At 69.4% G+C, this 22,870-nt stretch carries 19 protein-coding genes and 1 pseudogene; 8 read left to right on the top strand and 12 right to left on the bottom strand.

The window, feature by feature from the left end:
- Position 1 precedes the first annotated feature (1 nt).
- The 4 genes and pseudogenes from glgX to W7S_RS15060 all read right to left on the bottom strand — a co-directional run bounded on the left by glgX (position 2) and on the right by W7S_RS15060 (position 6,211).
- Positions 2–2,212: a glycogen debranching protein GlgX gene (gene glgX, locus W7S_RS15075; protein ID WP_014711929.1), complete on the bottom strand. Its 2,211-nt coding sequence runs from the start codon at positions 2,210–2,212 to the stop codon at positions 2–4.
- Between the two features lie 59 nt (positions 2,213–2,271).
- Positions 2,272–4,458: an acyltransferase family protein gene (locus W7S_RS15070; protein ID WP_014711928.1), complete on the bottom strand. Its 2,187-nt coding sequence runs from the start codon at positions 4,456–4,458 to the stop codon at positions 2,272–2,274.
- Between the two features lie 329 nt (positions 4,459–4,787).
- Positions 4,788–5,441: pseudogene (ripD, locus tag W7S_RS15065) on the bottom strand (NlpC/P60 family peptidoglycan-binding protein RipD); the annotation flags it as partial.
- Between the two features lie 332 nt (positions 5,442–5,773).
- Complete coding sequence (locus W7S_RS15060; RefSeq protein ID WP_008257820.1) at positions 5,774–6,211, bottom strand: hypothetical protein; 438 nt, start codon at positions 6,209–6,211, stop codon at positions 5,774–5,776.
- Between the two features lie 62 nt (positions 6,212–6,273).
- Here W7S_RS15060 and W7S_RS15055 point away from each other — a divergent pair, with 62 nt between their 5' ends.
- The 5 genes from W7S_RS15055 to W7S_RS15035 all read left to right on the top strand — a co-directional run bounded on the left by W7S_RS15055 (position 6,274) and on the right by W7S_RS15035 (position 10,914).
- Positions 6,274–7,578: an adenosylmethionine--8-amino-7-oxononanoate transaminase gene (locus W7S_RS15055; protein ID WP_014711926.1), complete on the top strand. Its 1,305-nt coding sequence runs from the start codon at positions 6,274–6,276 to the stop codon at positions 7,576–7,578.
- 196 nt (positions 7,579–7,774) lie between these two features.
- Positions 7,775–8,932 carry an 8-amino-7-oxononanoate synthase gene (locus W7S_RS15050; protein WP_014711925.1) on the top strand — a complete coding sequence of 386 codons (1,158 nt, stop codon included), beginning with the start codon at positions 7,775–7,777 and terminating at the stop codon, positions 8,930–8,932.
- Between the two features lie 9 nt (positions 8,933–8,941).
- Positions 8,942–9,622 (top strand): dethiobiotin synthase, encoded by a 681-nt coding sequence (gene bioD, locus W7S_RS15045; RefSeq protein WP_014711924.1) that lies wholly within the window; start codon positions 8,942–8,944, stop codon positions 9,620–9,622.
- Positions 9,622–10,131 (top strand): 2'-5' RNA ligase family protein, encoded by a 510-nt coding sequence (locus W7S_RS15040; protein WP_014711923.1) that lies wholly within the window; start codon positions 9,622–9,624, stop codon positions 10,129–10,131. Before bioD ends, W7S_RS15040 begins: the two co-directional genes overlap by 1 nt.
- Positions 10,132–10,404: 273 nt before the next feature.
- Positions 10,405–10,914 (top strand): isoprenylcysteine carboxylmethyltransferase family protein, encoded by a 510-nt coding sequence (locus W7S_RS15035; RefSeq protein ID WP_014711922.1) that lies wholly within the window; start codon positions 10,405–10,407, stop codon positions 10,912–10,914.
- A gap of 66 nt (positions 10,915–10,980) precedes the next feature.
- On the opposite strand, the gene W7S_RS15030 is transcribed toward W7S_RS15035, so the two are convergent.
- The 6 genes from W7S_RS15030 to W7S_RS15005 form a co-directional block, all read right to left on the bottom strand.
- Complete coding sequence (locus tag W7S_RS15030) at positions 10,981–12,396, bottom strand: mechanosensitive ion channel domain-containing protein (protein ID WP_237394573.1); 1,416 nt, start codon at positions 12,394–12,396, stop codon at positions 10,981–10,983.
- Between the two features lie 10 nt (positions 12,397–12,406).
- The gene (locus W7S_RS15025; protein WP_014711920.1) at positions 12,407–14,590 is read right to left on the bottom strand and encodes an adenylate/guanylate cyclase domain-containing protein; all 2,184 of its coding nucleotides are present in this window, start codon (positions 14,588–14,590) and stop codon (positions 12,407–12,409) included.
- Positions 14,591–14,641: 51 nt separating this feature from the next.
- Positions 14,642–16,006 carry a hypothetical protein gene (locus W7S_RS15020; protein ID WP_008257803.1) on the bottom strand — a complete coding sequence of 455 codons (1,365 nt, stop codon included), beginning with the start codon at positions 16,004–16,006 and terminating at the stop codon, positions 14,642–14,644.
- Positions 16,003–16,365, bottom strand: a complete 363-nt coding sequence (locus W7S_RS15015; RefSeq protein WP_014385129.1) for a hypothetical protein — start codon at positions 16,363–16,365, stop codon at positions 16,003–16,005. Before W7S_RS15015 ends, W7S_RS15020 begins: the two co-directional genes overlap by 4 nt.
- Before the next feature lie 4 nt (positions 16,366–16,369).
- Positions 16,370–18,202 carry a hypothetical protein gene (locus W7S_RS15010; protein ID WP_014382779.1) on the bottom strand — a complete coding sequence of 611 codons (1,833 nt, stop codon included), beginning with the start codon at positions 18,200–18,202 and terminating at the stop codon, positions 16,370–16,372.
- Between the two features lie 113 nt (positions 18,203–18,315).
- Positions 18,316–18,516 (bottom strand): hypothetical protein, encoded by a 201-nt coding sequence (locus W7S_RS15005; protein ID WP_008257797.1) that lies wholly within the window; start codon positions 18,514–18,516, stop codon positions 18,316–18,318.
- A 135-nt stretch (positions 18,517–18,651) separates the two neighbouring features.
- On the opposite strand from W7S_RS15005, the gene bioB reads away from it, so the two are divergent.
- The 3 genes from bioB to W7S_RS14990 are packed head-to-tail and all read left to right on the top strand — an operon-like array spanning position 18,652 to position 20,609.
- Complete coding sequence (gene bioB, locus W7S_RS15000) at positions 18,652–19,689, top strand: biotin synthase BioB (protein WP_008257795.1); 1,038 nt, start codon at positions 18,652–18,654, stop codon at positions 19,687–19,689.
- 30 nt (positions 19,690–19,719) lie between these two features.
- Entirely contained in the window at positions 19,720–19,947 is a 228-nt protein-coding gene (locus tag W7S_RS14995) for a hypothetical protein (RefSeq protein ID WP_008257787.1), read from the top strand.
- Positions 19,944–20,609 carry a DUF2567 domain-containing protein gene (locus tag W7S_RS14990; protein ID WP_008257786.1) on the top strand — a complete coding sequence of 222 codons (666 nt, stop codon included), beginning with the start codon at positions 19,944–19,946 and terminating at the stop codon, positions 20,607–20,609. The genes W7S_RS14995 and W7S_RS14990 overlap by 4 nt, the downstream gene beginning before the upstream one ends.
- On the opposite strand, the gene W7S_RS14985 is transcribed toward W7S_RS14990, so the two are convergent.
- The gene (locus W7S_RS14985; protein WP_008257785.1) at positions 20,604–21,944 is read right to left on the bottom strand and encodes a lipase family protein; all 1,341 of its coding nucleotides are present in this window, start codon (positions 21,942–21,944) and stop codon (positions 20,604–20,606) included. The two genes, W7S_RS14990 and W7S_RS14985, sit on opposite strands and share 6 nt — an antisense overlap.
- A gap of 163 nt (positions 21,945–22,107) precedes the next feature.
- A complete protein-coding gene (locus W7S_RS14980) occupies positions 22,108–22,833 on the bottom strand; it encodes an NUDIX domain-containing protein (RefSeq protein ID WP_009954673.1) in 726 nt (241 codons plus the stop codon).
- Between the last annotated feature and the right edge of the window lie 37 nt (positions 22,834–22,870).

The following is a 22,870-nucleotide window of genomic DNA, read 5'->3' as shown; positions in this document are numbered from 1 at the left end:
GTCACAGAGTCTTACGCAAGATGAGCAACGAGCGTGAGGGCAGCGACACCTTCTCCTCGGCGGTCACCACCTGGTCGGAACCCTCTTTGCTGCCCGTCGGTTCGTTGGTGTCCAGTTCCACCGTCCACTCCTGCGCATAGTCGTCGGGCGGCATCGAGAACTCCACCGGATCGTCGCCGGCGTTGAAGCACAACAGGAACGAGTCGTCGACCACCCGCTCCCCGCGGGCGTTCGGCGCGGTGATGGCGTCACCGTTGAGGAAGACGGCCACGCACTTATGAAAGCTCTCGCCCCAATCCTCGTGCGTCATCTCGCGGCTGCTCGGATTCAGCCAGGCGATGTCACGCACCTCGTCGCCGCTGCGGATCGGCTCGCCCTCGAAGAACCGGCGCCGGCGAAACACCGGGTGCTGCTTGCGCAGGGCGGTCACCTTGCGCGCGAACGCCAGCAGGTCGGAGTTCTTTTCGACCAAAGACCAATCCATCCAAGACAATTCGGAGTCCTGGCAGTAAACGTTGTTGTTGCCGTTCTGGGTACGCCCGAGCTCGTCGCCGTGGGCGATCATCGGCGTGCCCTGGCTGACCATTAGCGTCGCCCAGAAGTTGCGCATCTGTCGGTAGCGCAGCTCGGTGATGTCGGGGTCGTCGGTGGGGCCCTCGACGCCACAGTTCCACGAGCGGTTGTGGCTTTCGCCGTCCCGGTTGTCCTCGCCGTTGGCCATGTTGTGCTTTTCGTTGTAGGACACCAGGTCATTGAGCGTGAAGCCGTCGTGCGCGGTGACGAAGTTGATGCTGGCGCTGGGGCGCCGGCCGGTCGCCTCGTACAGGTCCGACGACCCGGTCAGCCGGGAGGCGAACTCACCCAGGGTTGCGGGCTCACCCCGCCAGTAATCGCGCACAGTATCGCGATACTTCCCGTTCCACTCGGTCCACAAACCCGGGAAGTTTCCGACTTGATAGCCGCCCTCGCCGACGTCCCACGGCTCGGCGATCAGTTTGACCTGGCTGACGATCGGATCCTGCTGCACCAGATCGAAAAACGCGCTCAACCGGTCGACGTCGTGCAGTTCGCGGGCCAGCGTGGCGGCCAGGTCGAAGCGGAATCCGTCGACGTGCATCTCGGTCACCCAGTAGCGCAGCGAGTCCATGATCAGCTGCAGCACGTGCGGGTGGCGCGGGTTGAGGCTGTTACCGGTGCCGGTGTAGTCCTTGTACAGCCGCAGGTCGCCGTCGACGAGCCGGTAGTACGCGGCGTTGTCGATGCCCCGGAAATTGATGGTCGGCCCCAGGTGATTGCCCTCGGCGGTGTGGTTGTAGACGACGTCGAGGATCACCTCGATGCCCGCCTCGTGGAAGCTGCGCACCATGGACTTGAACTCGGCGACGCTGGAGTTGCGGTTGGCGGCGTATTGGTTGTGCGGGGCGAAGAACCCGAACGTGTTGTAGCCCCAGTAGTTTCGCAATCCCAGGTCGAGCAGTCGCGAGTCGTGCATGAACTGGTGCACCGGCATCAGCTCGATGGCGGTGACGTTGAGCGACTTGAGATGGTCGATGATCGCCGGGTGGGCCAGGCCGGCGTAGGTGCCCCGCAGCTCCTCCGGGACGCTGGGGTGGTTCTGCGTCATGCCCTTGACATGCGCCTCGTAGATGACGGTTTCGTGGTACGGGGTCAGCGGGGCTCGGTCGGATCCCCAGTCGAAGAACGGGTTGCTCACCACGCTGGTCATGGTGTGGCCCAGCGAGTCGACCATGGGGGGAGTTCCCGGGTCGGCTCCGTCGGCGTTGGGTCCCTCGGGGTCCCTTTCCCGGTAGGCCTTCAGGTCGTAGGAGAACAGCGCCTGGCCGAACGCGAAATCGCCGTGAAAAGCCTTGCCGTACGGGTCGAGCAACAGCTTGCTGGGGTCGCACCGGTGACCCGCCGCCGGGTCGAAGGGGCCGTAGACGCGAAACCCGTAGCGCTGGCCCGGGTTGATGTTGGGCAGATAGGCGTGCCAGACGTATCCGTCCACCTCCTCCAGGGGAATCCGCGACTCGCCGCCCCGGTGGTCGATCAGGCACAGCTCGACCTTTTCGGCGATTTCGGAGAACAGGGAGAAGTTGGTCCCGGCGCCGTCGTAGGACGCCCCGAGCGGATATGGGTTTCCCGGCCAGACGGTGGCGAGTTTGGGTTCTTGGTGACCGCCTGGTTCTGAAGCGGAATTGTTGGTGGACACCTATCGACCTTATCCGCGGCGCGGGATCCTCACGAACGTACGGCGGTCCGCGAGGCGGTTCACCACCAGCCGGTGTTCTCGGCGATCTGGCGGCCCAGTTCTGGCGCCATGGTCCGCATGTAGGTGGGGGACAGGTGGTGGGCGCCGTGGTAGACCAGGATGTTGCCCTCGACCGGGCGGCACACGTCGGCGCGGCAGATCGCGTCGGACATGTCGAGCACCTTGAGCTGCGGGAATTGGCTGACGAAGTCGAGGGTCTGGTTGCGGTCGGAGAGCAGGTCGGACCGCTTGATCGCGCATGACTGCGCGGTCGCGCCCCGTTTGGCCAGGCAGTCCGCCGGGTCGAACGGCTGGCCGTTCTTCACCAGCCACGGGGTGTCTCGCATTCCGAGGATGGGAATGTTGTTGTCGGACAACGTTTGCCAAATCCCGATGTAGGTGGCGGGCATCACGTCGCCGGACTTGATGTTCCACGGCCGGGTGGTCGTAGTGAAGACGTAGTCGGGGCGGTCGGTGACCAGTTTGGTCATCGTCTGTTGCACCCACTCGCGGCACTGCGGGTAGGGGGCGTTGTTGCCCATGATCAGCGGGACCTGCTCGGTCGACAGCGGGCAGCCCATCTTGAGATACGTCACGACCTTGAAGTGGTGCAGCTTGCCCAGGATGTCCAGCGCGGGCAGCCAGTGCTCGGCGTGCGACCCGCCCGCCAGCGCGATCGTGCGCTCGGCGGCGGCATCGCCGTAGGTACAGTTGACCACCGCGGGGTTGACGAAGTCGCTGATGCACCCGTCCTTGGTCGAGGCTGGCAGGTCCTGCTTCACCTCCAAGACCGTGGGCCGCATCGGCAGTTTCGGCACGCGCACGCGTTCGGTCAGGGCCCGTGCGCCGGGATAGTCCTGCGGGTTGAGGACGCTGAGCTCCTTGCCCGCCGACCGCAGCACCGTGACGTGTTGACGCCACGTGAACGACGTCGCCGTCAGCGTCACGCCCAGCAGCACGACCGCCGATCCCAGCACCAGCGTCGGCCGCCGGAGGCGGGCCAGCCACCGGGTGGTCGGCGCGGCCGGACGGGGTGCCGGCTTCGAGGCGGCCCGGTAGCGCAGGGGGTCCTCGACGAGCCGGTTGGTCAGGTACGCCAGCACGCCCGACACCACCAGCAGCACCGCGCCTTCGAGGAACGTGGCGTGCTTGTGACCGGTATAGGACAGCCAGAAGATGAGCAGCGGCCAATGCCAGAGGTAGAGCGAATACGCCATGGCGCCCAGCTCGACCAGCGGACGCGTCGCCAGCAGCCGATTGGGCAGCGGCAGCCGGCCGTGGGCGCCGCGCTCGCCCGTCGAGCCGGCTCCGACGAGGATCAGCAGCATGGCGGCGCCGACGGGGACCAGGGCCCACGGGCCGGGGAACTCGCGCACGCCGTCGATGAGCGCCCCGCACGACAGCACCGCGCCCAGCGCGACCGTCGCCAGCGCCGTGCGCAACCACATGGGCCAGCGGATGCGGGTCACCAGCGCCCCGACCAGCGCCCCCAGCAGCAACTCCCAGCCGCGCGCGAAGCTGTCGTAATAGGCGGCCGTCTGGTTGTCCTGGTGCGCGATGATCGCGTAGACGAACGAGGCCAGCGTCAGCGCGCTCAGCACCACCAGGAACACCGTCTTCAGCCGGGCGCCCGGCCGACGCCCGCACAGGTACGCCAGGCCGGCGATCAAGACGAGGAAGCTGACGTAGAACTGGCCCTGCACCGACATCGACCAGATGTGCTGCAGGGGGCTGACGGCCTCGCCGGCGCGCAGGTAGTCGGAGGCGGTGTTGGCCAACTCCCAGTTCTGGTAGTAACCGAGGCTGGCGAGGCTCTGGTCGGCGAAGGCCTCCCAGCGGGTTTCCGGCTGAACCAGGATGGTGAGCACCGCGCATCCGGCCAGCACGACGACGAGGGCCGGAACGAGGCGACGGACGAGCCGGATCACCTCGGCCACCGGCGACAGGGTGACCGCCGGGTTCAACGCGGCGCGAATGACCTTGCCGCCGAAGAAGAATCCGGACAGCGCCAGGAAGACGTCGACGCCGCCGGAGACGCGGCCGAACCAGATGTGGAACACGGCGACGAGCGCGATCGCGATACCGCGCAAGCCGTCGAGGTCGTCGCGATAGAACCCCTGCGATCCCCAGGTTTCCGCGGTGGGCGCCCCCGAGTCCCCCGGATCGGCGGCGGCGATCGGTGCGGAAGGACGTGTCGGGGTCTGCATGATCGACCGCTAATTTACCCAAAACCCGCCACCCGTTCCCGACCGCGCGCGGCGGGGGAGCGAGTGGCGGGCGTCGGAAGGCAGCGGACGACCCGTGGGAATTACCGGGTGAGACCGGCGCCCGCCGGCTGCAACGGAGCCTGCTGGGTGGGCAGCTGCTGCACGGGCGCCTGCTGTAACGGCGACTGTTGTGTCGGTGCCAGCTGCAACGGCGCGCGCTGGGTCGGCACCTGCTGCGCCGGCGCCTGTTGCGTGGGGACCTGCTGCAGCGGCGCCTGTTGCGTCGGGACCTGCTGCAACGGCGCCTGCTGGGTGGGCAGTTGCTGCTGCGGCGCTTGCGTGAACGGGGACTGCTGCACCGGCGCCTGCTGCAACGGCGCCTGCTGCAACGGCGCCTGTTGTGTCGGCGCCTGTTGTGTCGGCGCCTGCTGAGCCGGGCCCTGCTGGGTGGGCAGCTGCTGAGCCGGGGCCTGTGGCGTCGGCGCGGAAGCGCCGAGGATGCGGACCATGTAGGGCGTCATGCCGTTGGCGCGTACCGGCGAGACCTGCACGACGTCGCCGACCTCGAGCATCTGGTTGTTGCCCAGGTACATCGCGACGCTTTGCGTGCCGTCGGGTCCGTAGAAGATCAGGTCACCCTTGCGGGCCTGCTGCGGCAGGATCTTCTGGCCGACGCGGTAGATCGCCCCGGAGGAACGCGGCAGCTTCACGCCGGCACCGGCGTACGCGTACTGCATCAGCCCCGAGGCGTCGAAACCGACGGTGTTGGCGCCGGTACCGGTGCCGCGGGTGGGGCCGTTGATGCCGCCCCCGGCCCAGGAGAACGGCACGCCGCGCTGCGACAGACCGCGGGCGATCACCACGTCGGTGGCCTGCTGATAGTCCATCGACCTGGCGCCCGGGTCGGCGGTCGCGACGGTGGGAACCACCATCGGCGCCCCGAGCAGGGCCAAACCGATCGCGAGGGCGTAGATGCGTTTCATGTTTCTGGCCTCTCAGGCGCTCGTGGGGCCTCGACGCGGTGACCTCGCGCGTCCGCCCCCGGTTCATGGATCGGGCGACGGCCCCCACGCTGGGGCCGCGCCGTCCATGGCACTTGCGTAGTGAAGCGGCCCGTCAGAGGGCCGTATTCACATCAGTCACAACCGTAACTTTGACAACAGATGGTGTTAGCCGCCAGGGCCCCGGGGGATTATTTGTCGTACCGTGACCGGACGGTGACTGGCGCGGCCCAATCCCGTATGCGCAGTTGTGATTTCGGTCTCAGCCGGCTACGACGTAGCCATCCCGTCACGGGGCGGAGACGCCGGCCCGATCAGAGCCAATAGCGTTCGCTGAACAAGGTCAGCATCGTTCCCGCCGCCGAGCTCACCATGACCAGCGCCAGAGCCAGAACCGGCCAGAAAGACATGTACCAGCCCTTCAGGATGGACACCACCGGGCCGATGACGGCGGCGGTGAGGGCCGCCCCGATCCCGCCCCACACCACCGGGTGGATGTACAGATCCAGCCCGAAGGGAACCGGCCCGCAGGTCTCGTCCGCGCAGACATGCGCCAGGAAGCCGAAAAGCCGCGACGGCCAGGTCGTCGCCGTGGCCAGCACGGCGAGCAGGACCAGCAGGGTGACGGTGCAGACGACGTCCCACACCGCCAGCCGCACCCGGATCACCCGCGGCGCCCCGGGGGCCTCGGCGTCGTAATCCACCAGGTCGGGTGCGGGCCCTGCGCTGTCGGGCTGCTGCGGCGTGGCCATGATGTCCCATGCTTCCCGACGGCCCGGGTTTGCGCGAATCGGCTGCTTTACCCTCGATCACTATGCCCGCGGCCAAGGCCGGGCTGACGCCCGAGCAGATCAGCGCGATCGACGCCGCGCACCTGTGGCATCCGTACAGCACGATCGGCGCCGAATCCATCGCACCCGTCGTCGCGGTCGCGGCGCACGGCGCCCGGCTGACCCTGATCCGCGACGGCGAACCCGTCGAGGCGCTCGACGCCATGAGCTCCTGGTGGACCGCGATCCACGGGCACGGCCACCCGGTCCTGGACGCGGCCCTGTCCGCCCAGCTCGGCGCCATGAACCACGTCATGTTCGGCGGACTGACCCACGAGCCCGCGGCCCGGCTGGCCCAGCTGCTGGTCGAGATCACCCCGGCCGGCCTGGAGACGGTGTTCTTCAGCGACTCCGGATCCGTGTCGGTGGAGGTGGCGTTGAAGATGGCGCTGCAGTACTGGCGCAGCCTCGACCGGCCCGGCAAGCACCGGCTGATGACCTGGCGCGGCGGCTACCACGGCGACACCTTCACCCCGATGAGCGTCTGCGACCCCGACGGCGGCATGCATTCGCTGTGGACCGACATCCTGGCCCGGCAGGTGTTCGCCCCGCAGGTGCCCCGGGACTACGACGCCGCCTACAGCGCGGCGTTCGAGGCGCAACTGGCCCGCCACGCCGACGAACTGGCCGCGGTCATCGTCGAACCCGTCGTGCAGGGCGCCGGCGGCATGCGCTTCCACGACCCGCGGTACCTGCGCGACCTGCGCGAGATCTGCCGACGGCACGACGTGCTGCTGATCTTCGACGAGATCGCCACCGGCTTCGGCCGCACCGGCGAGCTCTTCGCCGCCGACCACGCCGGCGTCAGCCCCGACATCATGTGCGTCGGCAAGGCGCTGACCGGCGGCTACCTGAGCCTGGCCGCCACTCTGTGCACCACCGAGATCGCCCACACCATCAGCGCCGGCGAGGCCGGCGCGCTGATGCACGGGCCCACGTTCATGGCCAACGCGCTGGCCTGCGCGGTCTCGGTGGCCAGCGTCGAGCTGCTGCTCGGGCAGGACTGGCGGTCGCGGGTCGCCGAGATCGGCACCGGGCTGGCGGCCGGGCTCGAACCCGCCCGCGCATTGCCCGGCGTGACCGACGTCCGGGTGCGCGGGGCCATCGGCGTCATCGAATGCGCGCGCCCCGTTGACCTCGCCGTCGCCACGCCGGCGGCGCTGGACCACGGCGTCTGGCTGCGGCCGTTTCGCAACCTGGTCTACGCGATGCCGCCCTACATCTGCACGCCCGACGAGATCTCCCGGATCGCCTCGGCGATGGTGCAGGTCGCCCGCCTCGTCGGCTAGCGGTGGCGACCCGCTGCGCCCGGCGTGGACTATGCGGCGACCCGCTGCGCCCGGCGTGGACTATGCGGCGACCCGCTGCGCCCGGCGTGGACTATGCGGCGACCCGCTGCGCCCGACTACGCCGCGCTGGCGGTCGCCGCGGCCGGGCTGGCGGTCGCCGCGGCCGCGCTGGCGATCGCCACTAGGCTGAGCCCCTATGAACGCCTCCCCGCAGGCACCGATCGACGTCTCCCCGCTGGCCTGGCTGGAGGCGGTGGAACGGCAGCGCCGCGAGGCCGGGCTGCGCCGCTCGCTGCGGCCGCGCCCCGCCGTCGCCACCGAGCTGGACCTGGCATCCAACGACTACCTGGGGTTGTCCCAACACCCCGACGTGATCGACGGTGGGGTCGCTGCGCTGCGCCTGTGGGGCGCCGGGGCGACCGGGTCCCGCCTGGTCACCGGCGACACCGAACTGCACGAGGAATTCGAGACCGAGCTCGCCGACTACGCCGGGGCGGCCGCGGGCTTGCTGTTCTCCTCGGGCTACGCGGCCAACCTGGGCGCCGTCGTCGGGCTGTCCGGCCGGGGTTCGCTGGTGGTGTCCGACGAGCTTTCGCACGCCTCGCTCGTCGACGCCTGCCGGCTGTCGCGGGCCCGGGTGGCGGTGACGCCGCATCGCGACGTCGGTGCCGTGGAGGCGGCGCTGCGATCGCGCGACGAGGAACGCGCGGTCGTCCTCACCGAAGCGGTGTTTTCCACCGACGGCGCCCTGGCGCCGCTTCGCGAACTGCACGACGTGTGCCGTCGGCATCGCGCCCTGCTCATCGTCGACGAGGCGCACGGCCTCGGGGTGCGCGGCGGCGGGCGCGGGCTGCTGCACGAGGTCGGGCTGGCCGGTGCGCCGGACGTGGTCATGACCACCACGCTGTCCAAGGCGCTGGGCAGCCAGGGCGGCGCGGTGCTCGGGCCGGCGTCGGTGCGCGCCCATCTGATCGATTCGGCGCGCACGTTCATCTTCGACACCGGCCTGGCCCCGGCGGCGGTGGGTGCCGCGCGCGCCGCGCTGCGGGTGCTGCGGGCCGAACCGTGGCGCGCGGACGCCGTGCTGCGCCATGCCGGCATCCTCGCCGAGGCCTGCGGGGTACGCGAGCTACCGCAGTCGGCGGTGGTGTCGGTGATCCTCGGCGACCCCGACGCGGCGGTGGCCGCCGCGACCGCCTGCCTGGACGCCGGCGTGCGGGTCGGATGCTTCCGGCCCCCGACCGTGCCCGCCGGCACCTCGCGGCTGCGGCTGACCGCGCGCGCGTCGCTGGACGACGCCGAGCTGGGCCTCGCACGCCGGGTGCTCACCGACGTGCTCGCCGGGCTTGGCTAGGGCACCCCGGTGACGGTCCTGGTCGTTACCGGCACCGACACGGGGGTCGGCAAGACGGTCGTCACCGCGGCGCTGGCCTGCCACGCCCGCCGGGCCGGGATCGATGTGGCGGTGTGCAAACCGGTCCAGACCGGCACCGATGACGGTGACGACGACCTCGCGGAGGTGGGCCGGCTGTCCGGGGTGACCGAGTTGGCCGGGTTCGCCCGGTACCCGCAGCCGCTGGCGCCGGTGGCCGCGGCCGAGCAGGCCGGGATGCCGCTGCCCACCCGCGATCAGCTGCTGGGGCTCATCGGGGAGTTGGACCGGCCGGGGCGGCTGACACTGGTCGAGGGCGCCGGGGGCCTACTGGTCGAACTCGGCGAAAACGGTGTCACCGCACGCGATCTCGCCGTCGCGCTCGGCGCCCCGGCGCTGGTGGTGGTCAGCCCGTCGCTGGGCACCCTCAACCACACCGCGCTCACGCTGGAATCACTTGCCGCGCACAATGTTTCGTGCGCCGGGCTGGTGATCGGGGCCTGGCCCCGGTGCCCCGGGGTGGTGGAGGCGTCCAACCGGTCCGCGCTGGCCCGGTTGGCCGCGGTGCGCGCCGCGCTGCCGGCGGGGGCGGCGTCGCTGGACGCGGCCGACTTCGCGGCGCTGTGCGCAGGCGCATTCGACCGCGACTGGGTCGCCACGCTGGCCGGCTGATGGTCCACTCCATCGAGCTGGTCTTCGACCGCGACACCGAGGCCGCGATCCGAAACATCTGGGAAGCGTTGGCGGCGGCGGGAATTCCCAGCCAGGCGCCGGCCAGCCGGCCGCACGTGACACTGGCGGTGGCCGAGGGCATCGCCGCCGACGTCGACCCGTTGCTGGCCCCGCTGAGCAACCGGCTGCCGCTGGGCTGCCTCGTCGGCGCGCCGGTGTTGTTCGGCCGCAGCAGCGCAGTTTTCGCGCGGCTCGTGGTGCCGACCGGCGAGCTGCTGGCCCTGCACGCCCGCGTGCACGAGCTGTGCGCCCCGCATCTGGTGCCCGGCCCGATGCCCAACAGCCTGCCCGGTCAATGGACCGCGCACGTCACGATCGCCCGCCGGGTCGGCGGCGCCCAACTCGGCCGCGCGTTGCGCATCGCGGGCCGGCCCGCCCAGATCGACGGCAGCTTCGCGGGTTTGCGCCGCTGGGACGGCAACAAGAAGGTCGAGCACCTGATCGGTTAGTGGCGACCGCAAACGCGGTATGGCGGGGCCGCGGCGGGCCGCCCGTCGGCGCATCGCACAGAAATTCTACGGTCGTTGACTTATCTCCGCCGATGTCGTTAGCTTGGACGCGGAGAAACTCCGCAGTCGGGGAGTTATGCGGTGCCAGGTTTCACGAAGGGTCGTGCGCCGGGTCATCAAGGTGCCCGACTTCCCGCGGCGGGACGCCGTCGCCGTACCTGGCGTGAAAACCATTGGGAACGCGCGAGTTACAGGCTCTGAGCGAAGGGGAGCATGATGCGTACAACGACTGCGGCGCTAGGCAGCGCGGCGTTTTTTCTCGTCGCCCCGGGGACCGTCGCCGGACTGATCCCCTGGCTGATCACCGGCTGGCATTGCCATCAACCGCTGCCACACTGGGTGATCGCCCAGATCGTCGGGGTGCTGCTGATCTGTGTGGGCCTGGTACCGGTGGTGTCGGCGTTTGCGGAGTTCGCCAAGGCGGGCGGCACCCCAGCACCCGTCGCGGCGCCCCGACGACTCGTCGTCAGTGCATTCAACCGGTATGTCCGCAATCCGATGTACGTCGGCCTGCTGGTGGTCGTCGTCGGCCAGGCCCTGCTGTTCGGCAGCCTCGGCACGGCCGTCTACGCCGCGGTGATGTGGGCGGTGACGGCCTCGTTCGTGCGCTGGTACGAAGAACCCACCCTGCAGCGCCAATTCGGGACCGACTACGAGGCCTATCGGCAGGCGGTGCCCGCGTGGTTTCCGCGACTGCGCCCGTGGACGCCCGGCCCAAGATGACATCGCCCGCTGGGCCCGGCGCTCCGGCCGCACATCAGCGTTCGTCGCGCTGCGGCGCCGCCCGGCTCATGGGGTGGCCGACAGTGCGAACTCCTGCCCCATGGCCTCGTGCACCCTGGCGCGTCGCTCGTCGATGGCGCGGCCCAGGTCTTGCAGCAGCAGCGGCTTACTGGTCACCAATTCGACGAGGTGGTCGCGATCGATTTCCAGCGCGGTGATTTCGTCGATCGCCTGCGCGTCGGACAGGTTGGGCTGCCGGGTCAGCGCGGTCACCCCCAGGAACGAGCCCTCGTCCAGCCCGCCGATCGCGACCGCCGTTCCGTCCCTGGCGGTGGCGGTCAATCGCACGCCGCCCGCGAGCAGAAACGTCATCTTGTCGGGAACCCGGCCGGCGTGCTCGACGATCTCGTTCGCCCCGTAGCGAACGATTTTGGCTTGCGATACCAGGGCCTGCTGGTCCGGTGGACTCAGGCGCAACGCGGGAGCCACCACGGTCCTGATGGCCCGCTCGATGCGCTCGGGCGTCGAGATGTCGTCGTCGGCGCCGTCGAGGCGCAGGCCTTCGCGCCGCGCGGCGTACCAGAGCCAACGCAGGAACGTCGCCTGCGCGGCGGAATCGTCGGCGGGCGACCGCAATCCGACGGTGAGGTGATACTCGGCACCGCCTGCGGGCGTCGCGGCGGCCATTGCGTTGGGCCTGCGCTGCGGCAGCGCGTTGGCCACCCGTTCCAGCAATGCGCACACTCGGTCGGGCGGGTCGACCTCGGAAAACGTTGTGGTGATTGCCAATTGGTGGCCCCCGGTCGGGCGGCTGAGGTTGGTGAACGAGGTGGTGGCCAGCACCGAGTTCGGGGTGATCTGTAGCCCGCGGCCGGTCTGGATGTGGACGGAGCGCCAGTTCGCCTCCACGATGCGGCCCCGGGCCGCGGGGGTGTCCAGCCAGTCGCCGATCCGGAATGGCTGTTCGAACAACATGAACAGCCCCGACACGATCTGGCCGACGGAGTTCTGCAGCATCAGCCCGATCACCACCGAGGTGACACCCAGCGCGGTGAAAAGGCCGCCGACGCGCACGCCCCACACGTAGGAGAAGATGACCGCCAGCCCGATCCCGATCAGCACGAAGCGGGTCACGTCGAGGAAGATGCCCGGAATCCGTTGGCGCCACGTCCCTTGCGGTGCGCCCTCGAACATGGTCGCGTTGAGCCCGGACAGCAGTAGCACCAACACCACGAAGCCGAACACCGTGGCGAGAACCCGCACCGACGTGAACTGCGCCGGCATCCGCGCCACGTTGACCAGCAGCACCAACAGGGCGCCCAGGGGGATCACGTAGGTGCGCAACAGGAACGCCGGCCGGGCCAGCGGGCTGTTCTTGCGGGCCAGGCTCTGATGCCATTCGGTGAGGGCGATCAGCAGCAGCGGCAGGCCGACGACCACACCGGCGGCCCAGTACAGCGATGGCGAATCCAAGGATGTCACGGCCCTGCCCTTATCCTTCCGACAACTTCCAGATCTGTTGCTCGACGCCGGCGACGGTCACTGTGCCCGCCGGCGTGAATTGGCGGATGTCGCGCAGCGCCTCGTACACCGTGGAGGTGACAAAGATCCCCGTTTGCGTTGTGCTGCTGCGTGTTTGATGAGCAAGGTTGACCGCCGCGCCCCACATGTCGTAGACGATGCTGGATCGTCCGACCAGTCCGCTGATCACGTTTCCCGTGTTGATGCCGGCCCGCAGGTCCAGGTGGTAGCCCGTCCTGGCGTTGAAGCGCGCGATGATGCCCTTCATCTCGACGGCGAACTCGACGGTGCGGTGGACGCTGTCCAGGCGGGGGAAGTTCAGGCCGCAGCTGGCGAGGTAGCCGTTGTGCAGTGTGCGAATCGGCTCGATGCCAAGGGACTCGGCCGCCGAGTCGAGTTCCCGGACCAGCCCGTCGACGATGCCCACCAGTTCGCGTCCGGAAAGCTTGCCCGAGATCTCGTCGAGGCCCACGAGGTCCGCAAAGAGGACGGTGACGTCCTGGTGCTCTTCGGCGATCGTCTGTTCACCCTCGCGGTAACGCCTTGCGACCGGCTCGGGCATCAACGACCCGAGCAGCCGGTCGTTTTCCTTGCGTTGTTCGCCCAGCAGCTCTTCCTTGATCTGCAGGTTTCGGCTCGTCTCGTTGAAAGCGGCCGTGAGTTCCCCGATTTCATCGTGGGAGGTGACCGGGATCGCGACGTCGTAGTTTCCGGCGCCGATCTCCTGGGCGCCGGCCTGCAACCTGCGGATGGGTCGCACGAAGATCTGCGCGACCAGCAGCGCCGCCACACAGATAACGAAAACCATTGCGGTGGTGGTGATCACGAGGGTCTGGGTGAGCGACATGACGCGGGCGTTGGCCTCGGCGGTTTCCCTGGTCGCGACGATCGACCAGTGCAGGTCGGAATTGGGCACGGACAGCGGGGCGTAGGCGGCGAGTTCGCGCCGGCCCAGATAGCTGGTGTCGGTGAGGGTTCCCGACTCTCCGCGGTCGGCGGCGCGCACCGCCGCGGTGGCCACGGGCTGAACCAGCGTGGTGCCGCCCCACCTGATCGCCGTGTCGACGGCGGCCGGCCGGGTTCCGGCCGCGACCGCATCCCGTTTGTATCGCTGGGGGTCCTCGAGGAACAGCCGCGAATCCGAGCGCATCAGGTGGTCCGGACCGGCGAGATACGTTTCGGCGGTGTCGCCCATGCCCGCGGCCTTCCACTGCTTGTCGGCGGTCATGATCCGATTCACCTTGGCGATCGGCAGGGGCAGCGCCAGCACCCCGGCCGCGTTGCCGGGTGGACCGATCGGTGCCGTCAACCACGCGATGGGCTGACCGAGTTGAGCCTGATAGGGCGCGAAGTCGGTGATCCACACGAAATCCACCGAGTTGGCGGCCATCGCCTTCTCGTAGGCGTCGCGCAGGTTGGATTGGCGATACGGGCCGGTGCGGACGTTGGTACCCAGCGACGCGGATTTCTTCACGCTGTAGACGACGTTGCCGCGGGTGTCGAGCAGCAGCGCGTCCCGGTATTCGAATCGGGTTGCGATCTCGCGAAAGTAGTCGTTGAAGCGCGCGTTGGCGGCCGACCAGGCGCTGCCGTCGCCGGCGTCGTCGGGCGTGGGTGCCGACTTATCCGAGGACCGATTCGCCGCCACGGTGTAGTGCGCCTGCAGGTACTTCTGTGCGTTGTTGCTCGGCAGCACGGCGTCGAGTGCCAGCTTCTTGCCGGTGTCGCGCTCGATCGGTTCGATCAGCTTTTTGGTGTAGAAGTCCACCAGCGCGCGTTGCTGCCCGGGGTCGACGGGAGCGTTGGCCAGTTGGTCGAAGCCGGCGGTGAACTCGCGCACCGCGTCCAACGCGGTGGTTCCGTGGCTGTAGACGACCAGCGAATCCGACAGATCCGAGAACAGGGTCTCGATGGCCCGTTTCTGCGCCGCGCGCATCTGGGTCATCCGCTCGGAGGCCGCGGGCAACAGCGCGTTGCGCGCCGCGACGTATTCGACTGTTCCGATCACTCCCAGCGACGCCAGGCTGGCCACCAGCAGCATCAGCATCACCTTGGACTGAATGCTGAATCGGGACAGCGCTCGTAGGCGACGCCACGTCGTCCGGGCCGGGTTCTGCTCGTCCGGGGGGACCGGCTCGGTCGAGCGCCCCGCCATCAATCGAGTTCGGTCAGGGTTCGCGTTACGGAGGAGCGCACGCCGCAACGCCTACCCACCGAAGAGCAGATACAAACCGGTGAAGGTGTAGCCGACCATCAACAGCATCATGGTCAGCTGTCCGGTGAGCTGATGCCCGGCGGGCAGCAGTCGCAGGGCTTTGTCGTGGGCGGCGATCACCGCGACGATGTGCCCGGTGACCACGCAAATCACCTTGATCGCCGCCAGCAGCGGCGGATGCATGGACAACACGTAGGCCACGTGTAAGTGCGCCAGGCCGAACAGGTTCCAGCCGCGGCCGAACGGGTCGGCCAGCGCGAACACCGCCTGCTGTCCGCGCTCCACCAGATACGACAGGTAGTGCGCGAAGATGTAGCCCACCACGATCGGGATCAGCGAATGCGCCATCTGGCCGGGCAGCGCGCGGCGCCGCTCGCGGTCCACGCCGCCGGTGGCCCGCGCGGCCAACGAAAACGTCACCGCCACAACGGAAATGAAGACGATCAGCCCGGCGGTGCGTAGCGCCGACGACGCTAAAGTGGGGGACACGCCGACGTCTCGCGTGAGCCGATCGGCGAAGCCGCGCCAGGTCGGCGACGACGAGAAGCTGTCGAAGGCGGTGGACCCGAGCAGCACCGCCAGCAGCACGACGACGCCCGGACGCACCGGCAGCGACGGCAGATGGTCGAGCGGGTTGCCGACGACGATCCGCCCGGTCTCCCGATTGCGGCGAAACGGTGAGAGCCGGGAGACGGCCATGCTGTACACGCCGAACGGGTCGGCGCGCGCCAGCCAGCGCTGCCCGCACAGCCAGGCCCCGGCGAGCATCAGCACGGCGTAGGCGGCGATCCACGTCCTGATCCAGGGCAGCGACGCCGAGTTCGGGCTGGCCAGTTCCATCCAGACGAACGCGAACAGGCCGACCGCGGCGGGACGGTAGCCCCAGCCTTCCGGGTAGGACCGCCGCGGCCGGCCGATCCGCCGCGGCGTGACGCGGCGCAGCAGCAGGTACACCGTGCGCATGGGCGAAATCACCCGCCACACCGGCCCGAAGGCCAGCGACAGGGCCACCAGCCCGACCCACAGCAGCACGTAGAACGCGCCGAGCAGCGCGTTGGTCTCCGACTGGGGGCCCCAGATCCCGGCCGACACCGCCCACAGCGCGAACACCAGCGCCAGCGCCGCGGCCGCCCAGCGGCTCGCCCGGGCGTCGACGAAGACCGTCAGCGCCGCCGGCAAGGGCCTGCCCGGCTTCAGCGGATCGAACCGCGGTTGTCGCCAGGCGAAAGCGACCAGGGCGAAGGTGAACGTCAGCGCCCATGCCGCCCCGACCATCGCGTAGGCGTACGGCACCGGAAGGTCGCCCGACCCGCCGAGCCCATGCGCGAGCACCACCGCCGCGTGGGCGGAGGTCACGGCTGCACTTGGATGGTGGCGATGGTCCGGTCGAGGTGGTGCAGTTCCACCGCGACGTTGCCGGGCACCTCGACGGCGAAGTCAAACGTCTGGTGGGGCGCCGCCGCGACCTGGAACTTGTGATCGGGCGTCGAGTGCACGTGCAGCTCGTCGGTGGCGTCGCTGGTCACGTGCAGGGTGATCTGCTGGCGCACCTTGGCCTGCAGTGTGGCGTTGGTCGGGGTCACCTGACCGTGGGCGATGGTCACGTCGATCACCAGGGGAGCCGCCGGCGACTTGTCGGTGGAACCGCCGCAGGCGACCAGCCCGCAGACCAGCGCCGTCACCCACGCCGCGAGGAGAGTGCCGCGAATCGTCATCGCCCTACGCCGCCCGGGGAGCGGGCTGCTTGTCCTCGACGGGCTCCGGCTCGGTGACGGCGTTGCCGAGCCGCCCCGCACCCCACGTCAGGCCGGCGATGACCATCAGCGTCATGAAGAGCACCACGATCGAGCCGGCGGTGAACAGCCACACCGGCGCGTTCTGGTCGCGTTCGCGCTGCAGGATCGTGATCTCCTGCACGAACGGGCGGTTCATCGCCGGCAACGCCGGAACCTCGGGCGCCGGGATCGCCTCGTCGGCCGGTTCGTAGATCGGCACCGCGGTCATCGTGTAGCCGTCCTGAACCCGCAACAGCGTCTTCCACGTGCCCCACACCGGAAGCGGGCGCGTCGACCGGTAGTGCCCGGGACCCACCTGCTCGAGCTCGTCGATCTGTAGACCGCGATTGTTCTCCATCCGGCCTTGCCAGGACAGGATCGTCACCCACTCCGGATGCCGGCCGACCATGTCGGACGGTTGCAGTTGGACGTCGGCCGAGACCATGCGCTGCCCGGGCGCCGCGGGCAGATCGGTCAGCGTGATGGCGGCGTTGTTCTGGCGCGGCACGACGATGTGCAGGCCGTTGGCCACCGCGCCGCCGATCACCAGCACCGTGACCACCACCACCGAGATGCCGGCGGCGCGGCCGGGGAGCCGCTGGCCGGTGAGCACCATGCCGAACAGCGCGCCGCACATGCCCATCAGCACCGCGACCGGCACCGCCATGGCCAGCGCCTCGCCCCACATGCCGACCGGCCACGGGTAGTGGTAGACCGCCGCGATCCACAGCGACTCCAGCCACAGCCCGACGGTCCCCACACCGAGGCCCGCGACGGCGCCAAATGCGATGGGGCGCTTGATCAGCGGAGTCAGCGCGATCAACTCGACCGCGAGCGCGGGGCCGAGATACAGGGGGAACCAGTTGATCGGGGCCCCCAGGATCGGCCCGACCAGTAATGCCACACCACCGCGCAGCGCGATGGCGAAGACGGCCGCGATCAGGGCCGCACCCCGTCCCATGGTGATGCGGGCGGCCACCGCCGCCAGCGCCGCCGCGGCGGCGATCATCATGGGCTGCAGGACGAGGCGGAATTGCTCGACGCCGAAGTCGTATTCGATCTGATAGACCGACAAGCCGATGAACATGCCGCCGAACGACAGGTAGCGCAGGAACGTGATGAACGCGCCGTGCAGGACGTCGGCGCCCAGTTGGGCCTCACCCTCGCGCTCGAGCATCAGCACCGCGAACAGCGAGAAGCAGGCGCCGCCGATCATCATCAAATGCGTTGGGCCCCAAAGTGTTACGTCCTGGCCGAAGATGCGGTGCCAGATGTCGTCGAGCGGGAACCCGATCAGTGCGTACAGGCCGCAGCCGGCCATCAGCACACCGCCGACGGGGGCCTGCCAGTTCCGGGTGATGCGCACCGCCGCCGGGCCGGGCTGCTCGAAAGGCAGCACGACCGCCGTCATCCCGCCGAGGAAGATGCCGAACAGCCCGATGATGATGAAGTAGTGCGCCGGGTTGGCCAGCGGGCCGGGGTCGCGGCCGTTGCCGATATGCCAGCTGACGTCCCAGATGAAGCCGAACAGCGCGCAGATGATCGATGTGGTGAACACCAGCACCGGCAGGGCGACCCAGCTCGGTCGGTGGAATTTTTCGCCCACCTTGTCCGCGAGGCGGGCCAACCAGGTGATGCGGTGCGTGCGGTGGGCGTGGCCCACCCACAGCATCAGCAACGTGATCACCACCGCGGCGATCGAGAGCCCGATCACCTGGTCCAACCCCGCACCGCGCGCCGGTGCCTCAGCAACAATCGTCAGTTCATTCGGCCGCATCGTCGTGCCTCCCACTCGCGCCGGGCTGCCCCGGAAGATCCGATTGAAGTCAACCGCTTATTACTGTCAAGTAGGTTCGTGATTGTTTGTTTAATGCCCAGATCCGGCGCCCGTCAATCACGCTCTTGATCGGGCGTGTCGGGTTTCGACGCGTCGGAGGTGGCCTTGGTGGCGCTCGTGACGTTGCGGCCTTCGCGGCGGTCGCGCAGCGCGATGTACAGGATGACGGCGACGACGATCACCGCAGGCAGGAATGCCGGCGCCGCCAACAGCAGGTAGTGGTGCGCCAGGTATTCGACGTGCGGGGTCACCATGGTCGTATACCCAGGGATAGGCGGAGTTCTTCGGCCGTTACCCTACTTTGAACACCTTTTCATTCACCGCTGCCACCACCACGGGGCAGATGTGTCCCCACGCGCGGACACGAGAAAGAGGCAAGGGAGTACCTGGTGACCCAAGCGGCAACCCGACCGACGGCCGAAACCGGCAACGGCGAGGACATCCTGGCGGTGGCCCGGCAGCAGGTGCTGGAGGACGGCCAGGGCCTGAGCCGCGACCAGGTCCTGCAGGTGTTGCGGCTGCCCGACGACCGGCTCGACGAACTGCTGGCGCTGGCCCACGAGGTGCGGATGCGCTGGTGTGGCCCCGAGGTCGAGGTCGAGGGCATCATCAGCCTCAAGACCGGCGGCTGCCCCGAAGACTGTCACTTCTGCGCGCAGTCCGGCCTGTTCGAATCGCCGGTGCGCAGCGCCCGGCTCGACATCCCCAGCCTGGTCGAGGCGGCCAAGCAGACCGCGAAGTCCGGCGCCACCGAGTTCTGCATCGTGGCCGCGGTTCGCGGTCCCGACGAGCGGTTGATGGCCCAGGTCGCGGCGGGCATCGAGGCGATCCGCAACGAGGTCGAGATCAACATCGCCTGCTCGCTGGGCATGCTGACCGCCGAGCAGGTGGAGCAGCTGGCGGCCATGGGTGTGCACCGCTACAACCACAACCTCGAGACCGCGCGCTCGTACTTCACCAACGTCGTGACCACCCACCTCTGGGAGGAGCGCTGGGAGACGCTGTCGATGGTGCGCGACGCCGGCATGGAGGTGTGCTGCGGCGGGATCCTGGGCATGGGCGAATCCCTTGAGCAGCGCGCCGAATTCGCCGCCGAACTCGCCGAACTCGGCCCCGACGAGGTCCCGCTGAACTTCTTCAACCCCCGGCCGGGCACGCCGTTCGGCGACCTGGAGGTGCTGCCGGCCAGCGAGGCGTTGAAGTCCGTCGGCGCGTTCCGGCTGGCGCTGCCGCGCGTCATGCTGCGCTTCGCCGGCGGCCGCGAGATCACCCTGGGCGACCTCGGCGCCAAGAAGGGCATGCTGGGCGGCATCAACGCCGTGATCGTCGGCAACTACCTGACCACGCTGGGCCGCCCGGCCGAATCCGACCTGGAATTGCTCGGCGACCTGCAGATGCCCCTCAAGGGGCTCAACGCCAGTTTGTAAGCGACTCGCCGCGGCTAGGGTTGGACACTTGTGGTTGGCGATCTGGGTGCTGCGGTCAGCGCCGGCGTCTACAACGTCTACACCGGCGAGTTAGGGGGCACCGCCGTGCCGACAGCGGCTCAGCTGGGCCTCGAGCCGCCCCGGTTCTGCGCGGCGTGCGGGCGCCGGATGGTGGTGCAGGTCCGCCCCGACGGGTGGCGGGCGCGCTGCTCGCGCCACGGTGAGGTCGACTCCGCCGACCTGGAGGCGCAACGGTGAGCGAGCAGGCCACCCCGGACGTCCCGGCCCCGCCCGTCGCCGTAACCCGCCGGGCGCGGGTGCGCGCGCTCGTGCTCGTCGCGGCTGGCTCGGCGGTGACCGGTCTGCTGATCGGCGCGCTGTGGGCGTGGATCGCGCCGCCGATCCGCGCCGTGGTGGCGCTCACCCGCTCCGGCGAGCGGGTGCATGACTATCTGGGCAACGAGTCCGAGCATTTCTTCGTCGCCCCCGCCCTGATGCTGGGCCTGTTGACCGTGCTGGCGGTGGTCGCGTCCGTGTGGGCGTGGCAATGGCAACAGCACCGCGGCCCGGGAATGGTCGTCGCCCTGTCGGTCGGCATGCTGACCGCCGCCGCCGCGGCCGCCGCGGTCGGGGCGGGGCTGGTGCGGGTCGCCTACGGCGCCTTGGACTTCGACGCGGTGCCGCTGAGCAAGAGCCCGTCCGTCGCCTACGTCACCCAGGCGCCGCCGGTGTTCTTCTCCGACCGTCCCCTGCAGATCGCGGTCAGCCTGATGTGGCCGGTGGGCGTCGCCGCGCTGGTGTACGCCGTGCGGGTGGCTGCGGACGCCCGTGACGACCTGGGGGCGCTGCCCCCGGAGCGCCGGGCCTCCGCCGCGCTGCCCGTGGGACGGGGCGGCGCGGCGGAAGCGGCCGTGTCATAGCGGACGGCGGCGAATCCTGCGGCCCGTGACCACCTTGGCCGCGATTTTGAACAGCCGGGCCATGCCGATGTAGGTCATCGGGTTGAACATCGTCGGCCAGGTGGTTCGCACCAGGTGCTCGGTCAGCGGGCGACCCTCGAAGCGGTCCGTCAGCCAGCGCAAGGTCATCGGCGCCGACAGCGGGTGCAGCATCATGTGTTCGTTGAACGCGTCGCGGTGGTAGGTGACCCGCGCACCGCCCGCCGAATAGGCGTCGGCCAGCACGTCGATGTCGTGGACGTCGATCAGGTAGTCGTGCACGGCCTGCACGATCAGCACCGGTGGCGTCGGGACCGCGGCGCCCAGCTTGATGTGGTCGAAGACGTACGAGACTTCCGGGGTGGACAGGATCTTCTCGAGCGGCTCGTCGAGATAGTCGCCCATGTTCTTGCCGGCCATGCGGACGACGGCCCCGACGGTCGTCATCTTCTCCAGCGAGTCGAGCAGGGCGCGCCCCTCCTCGTTGGCGTGCTCCTTGATCACCCGGTCCAGATCGGGATAGATGTGCGCGAGCGCGGCCACCACCAGCGCGGGCAAGCCCGACAGGAAGCTGCCGTTGAGCCGCCGGAAGGTGTTGCCCAGGTCCCCGACGGGCGAGCCGAGCACCGCGCCCACGATGTCGAGTTCCGGCGCGTATTCGGCGCACACCTCGGCGGCCCATGCGCTGGCCAGGCCGCCCCCGGAGTACCCCCACAGCCCGATCGGGGCCGACTTGGACAGCCCGAGCCGCTCGGAGCCCAGCGCGGCCCGGATGCCGTCCAGGACCCGGTAGCCGGGCTCATACGGCGCCCCCCACAAGCCGCGCAGGCCTTCGTGGTCGGGCACGGAGACGGCCCAGCCCTCGGCGACGGCGGCGGCGATCAGGAAGAGCTCGAACTGGCCGATCGCCCCGAACGCCTTCGCCCGGCGGCGCAGCGCATAGGACGGGAAGCAGCGCGACGACACGGCGTCGATCGCGCACTGGTACGACAGCACCGGGCAGGGACGCCCCGGGGCGAGGTCGGTCGGGACGATCACCGTCGTCGCGGTCGCCTCCGGCTGGCCGTGCATGTCCATGGTCCGGTAGAGCAGCTGGACGGCCTTGATGGGCTGCGGGATCAGGCCGAGGAATGCCAACTCGACGTCGCGCGAGCGCAGCACCGTCCCGGGCTCGGCGTGCTGGAATCCCAGCGGCGGCTGGTAGAACGGGTCGTCCGAGGGCAGCAGCGGACGCACCTTGGGCTGCAGTTCCTCGTGGGGCGGCCGGGCGATCCATTCCGCGCCATGCGTGCCTGCCAGGTTGCCGAGCTCAGCCATTGAGGCTCCCTTCGTGGCCACCCGGCATTCTCGCGTACGAACGGCAGGTAACCAAAACGTCATCGCCGCGCTGTGAGCGACTTCTCGTCACCTGCGGGCGGGCCAGACACGTCACGGGTGCCGACCGGATGGCGCGTCGCTGCAACGACGCGTTCGGGTAAGCCTAGCCGGGGACCCCGGGCGGCCTGAGCGCGGCGAATTCGTCGGTGACCCGCAACGCGGCGTCGGTGAACCGGTACAGCGCGGCCGGGCGCCCGCCGCTGCGGCCGGATTGCGCGATGGTGCCGGTCGCGGTGATGACGCCGCGCCGCGCCAGCACCCGCTGCAGGTTCGTCGCGTCGACCTGATACCCCAGCGCCGCTCCGTAGATGTCGCGCAGCGTGGAGAGCGCGAATTCCCTTGGCGCCAAAGCGAACCCGATGTTGGTGTAGGACAGTTTGGCGTTCAGCCGGGTGCGGGCGTGATCCACCATCGGGGCGTGGTCGAAGGCCATCGGTGGCAGGCGGTTCACCGGGTGCCAGCGGGTGTCCGGCGGGAGCTCGGGGCTGGCGGGGGAGGGCACCAGGCCCAGGAAGGTGGACGCGATCACCCGGGCGCCCGGCACCCGGTGCGGGTCGGAGAACACCGCGAGCTGTTCCAGATGGGCCAGCTCCTTGAGGTCGACCTTCTCGGCGAGCTGGCGGCGCACCGAGGTGATCATGTCCTCGTCGTTTCGGACCTGCCCGCCCGGCAGCGACCACGCGCCGCGTTGCGGATCCTTGGCGCGCTGCCATAACAGCACGTTCAGCTGCGGTTTCGCCGTCGGTCGCCCCTTGGCAACCCCGTCGGTGATTTCGCGAACCTGGAACACGACCGCGAGCACTTCGTGGGCGGTGCTACGATGGGCCATGTTTTCGATTATAAGTCGAAAACCTCCTGGCTGAAAG

The organism is Mycobacterium sp. MOTT36Y (genome assembly GCF_000262165.1).
Classification (GTDB): Bacteria; Actinomycetota; Actinomycetes; order Mycobacteriales; family Mycobacteriaceae; genus Mycobacterium; species Mycobacterium intracellulare.
Note: the sequence above shows the minus strand (reverse complement) of the source record. Positions and strands in the feature narration are given on the sequence as shown.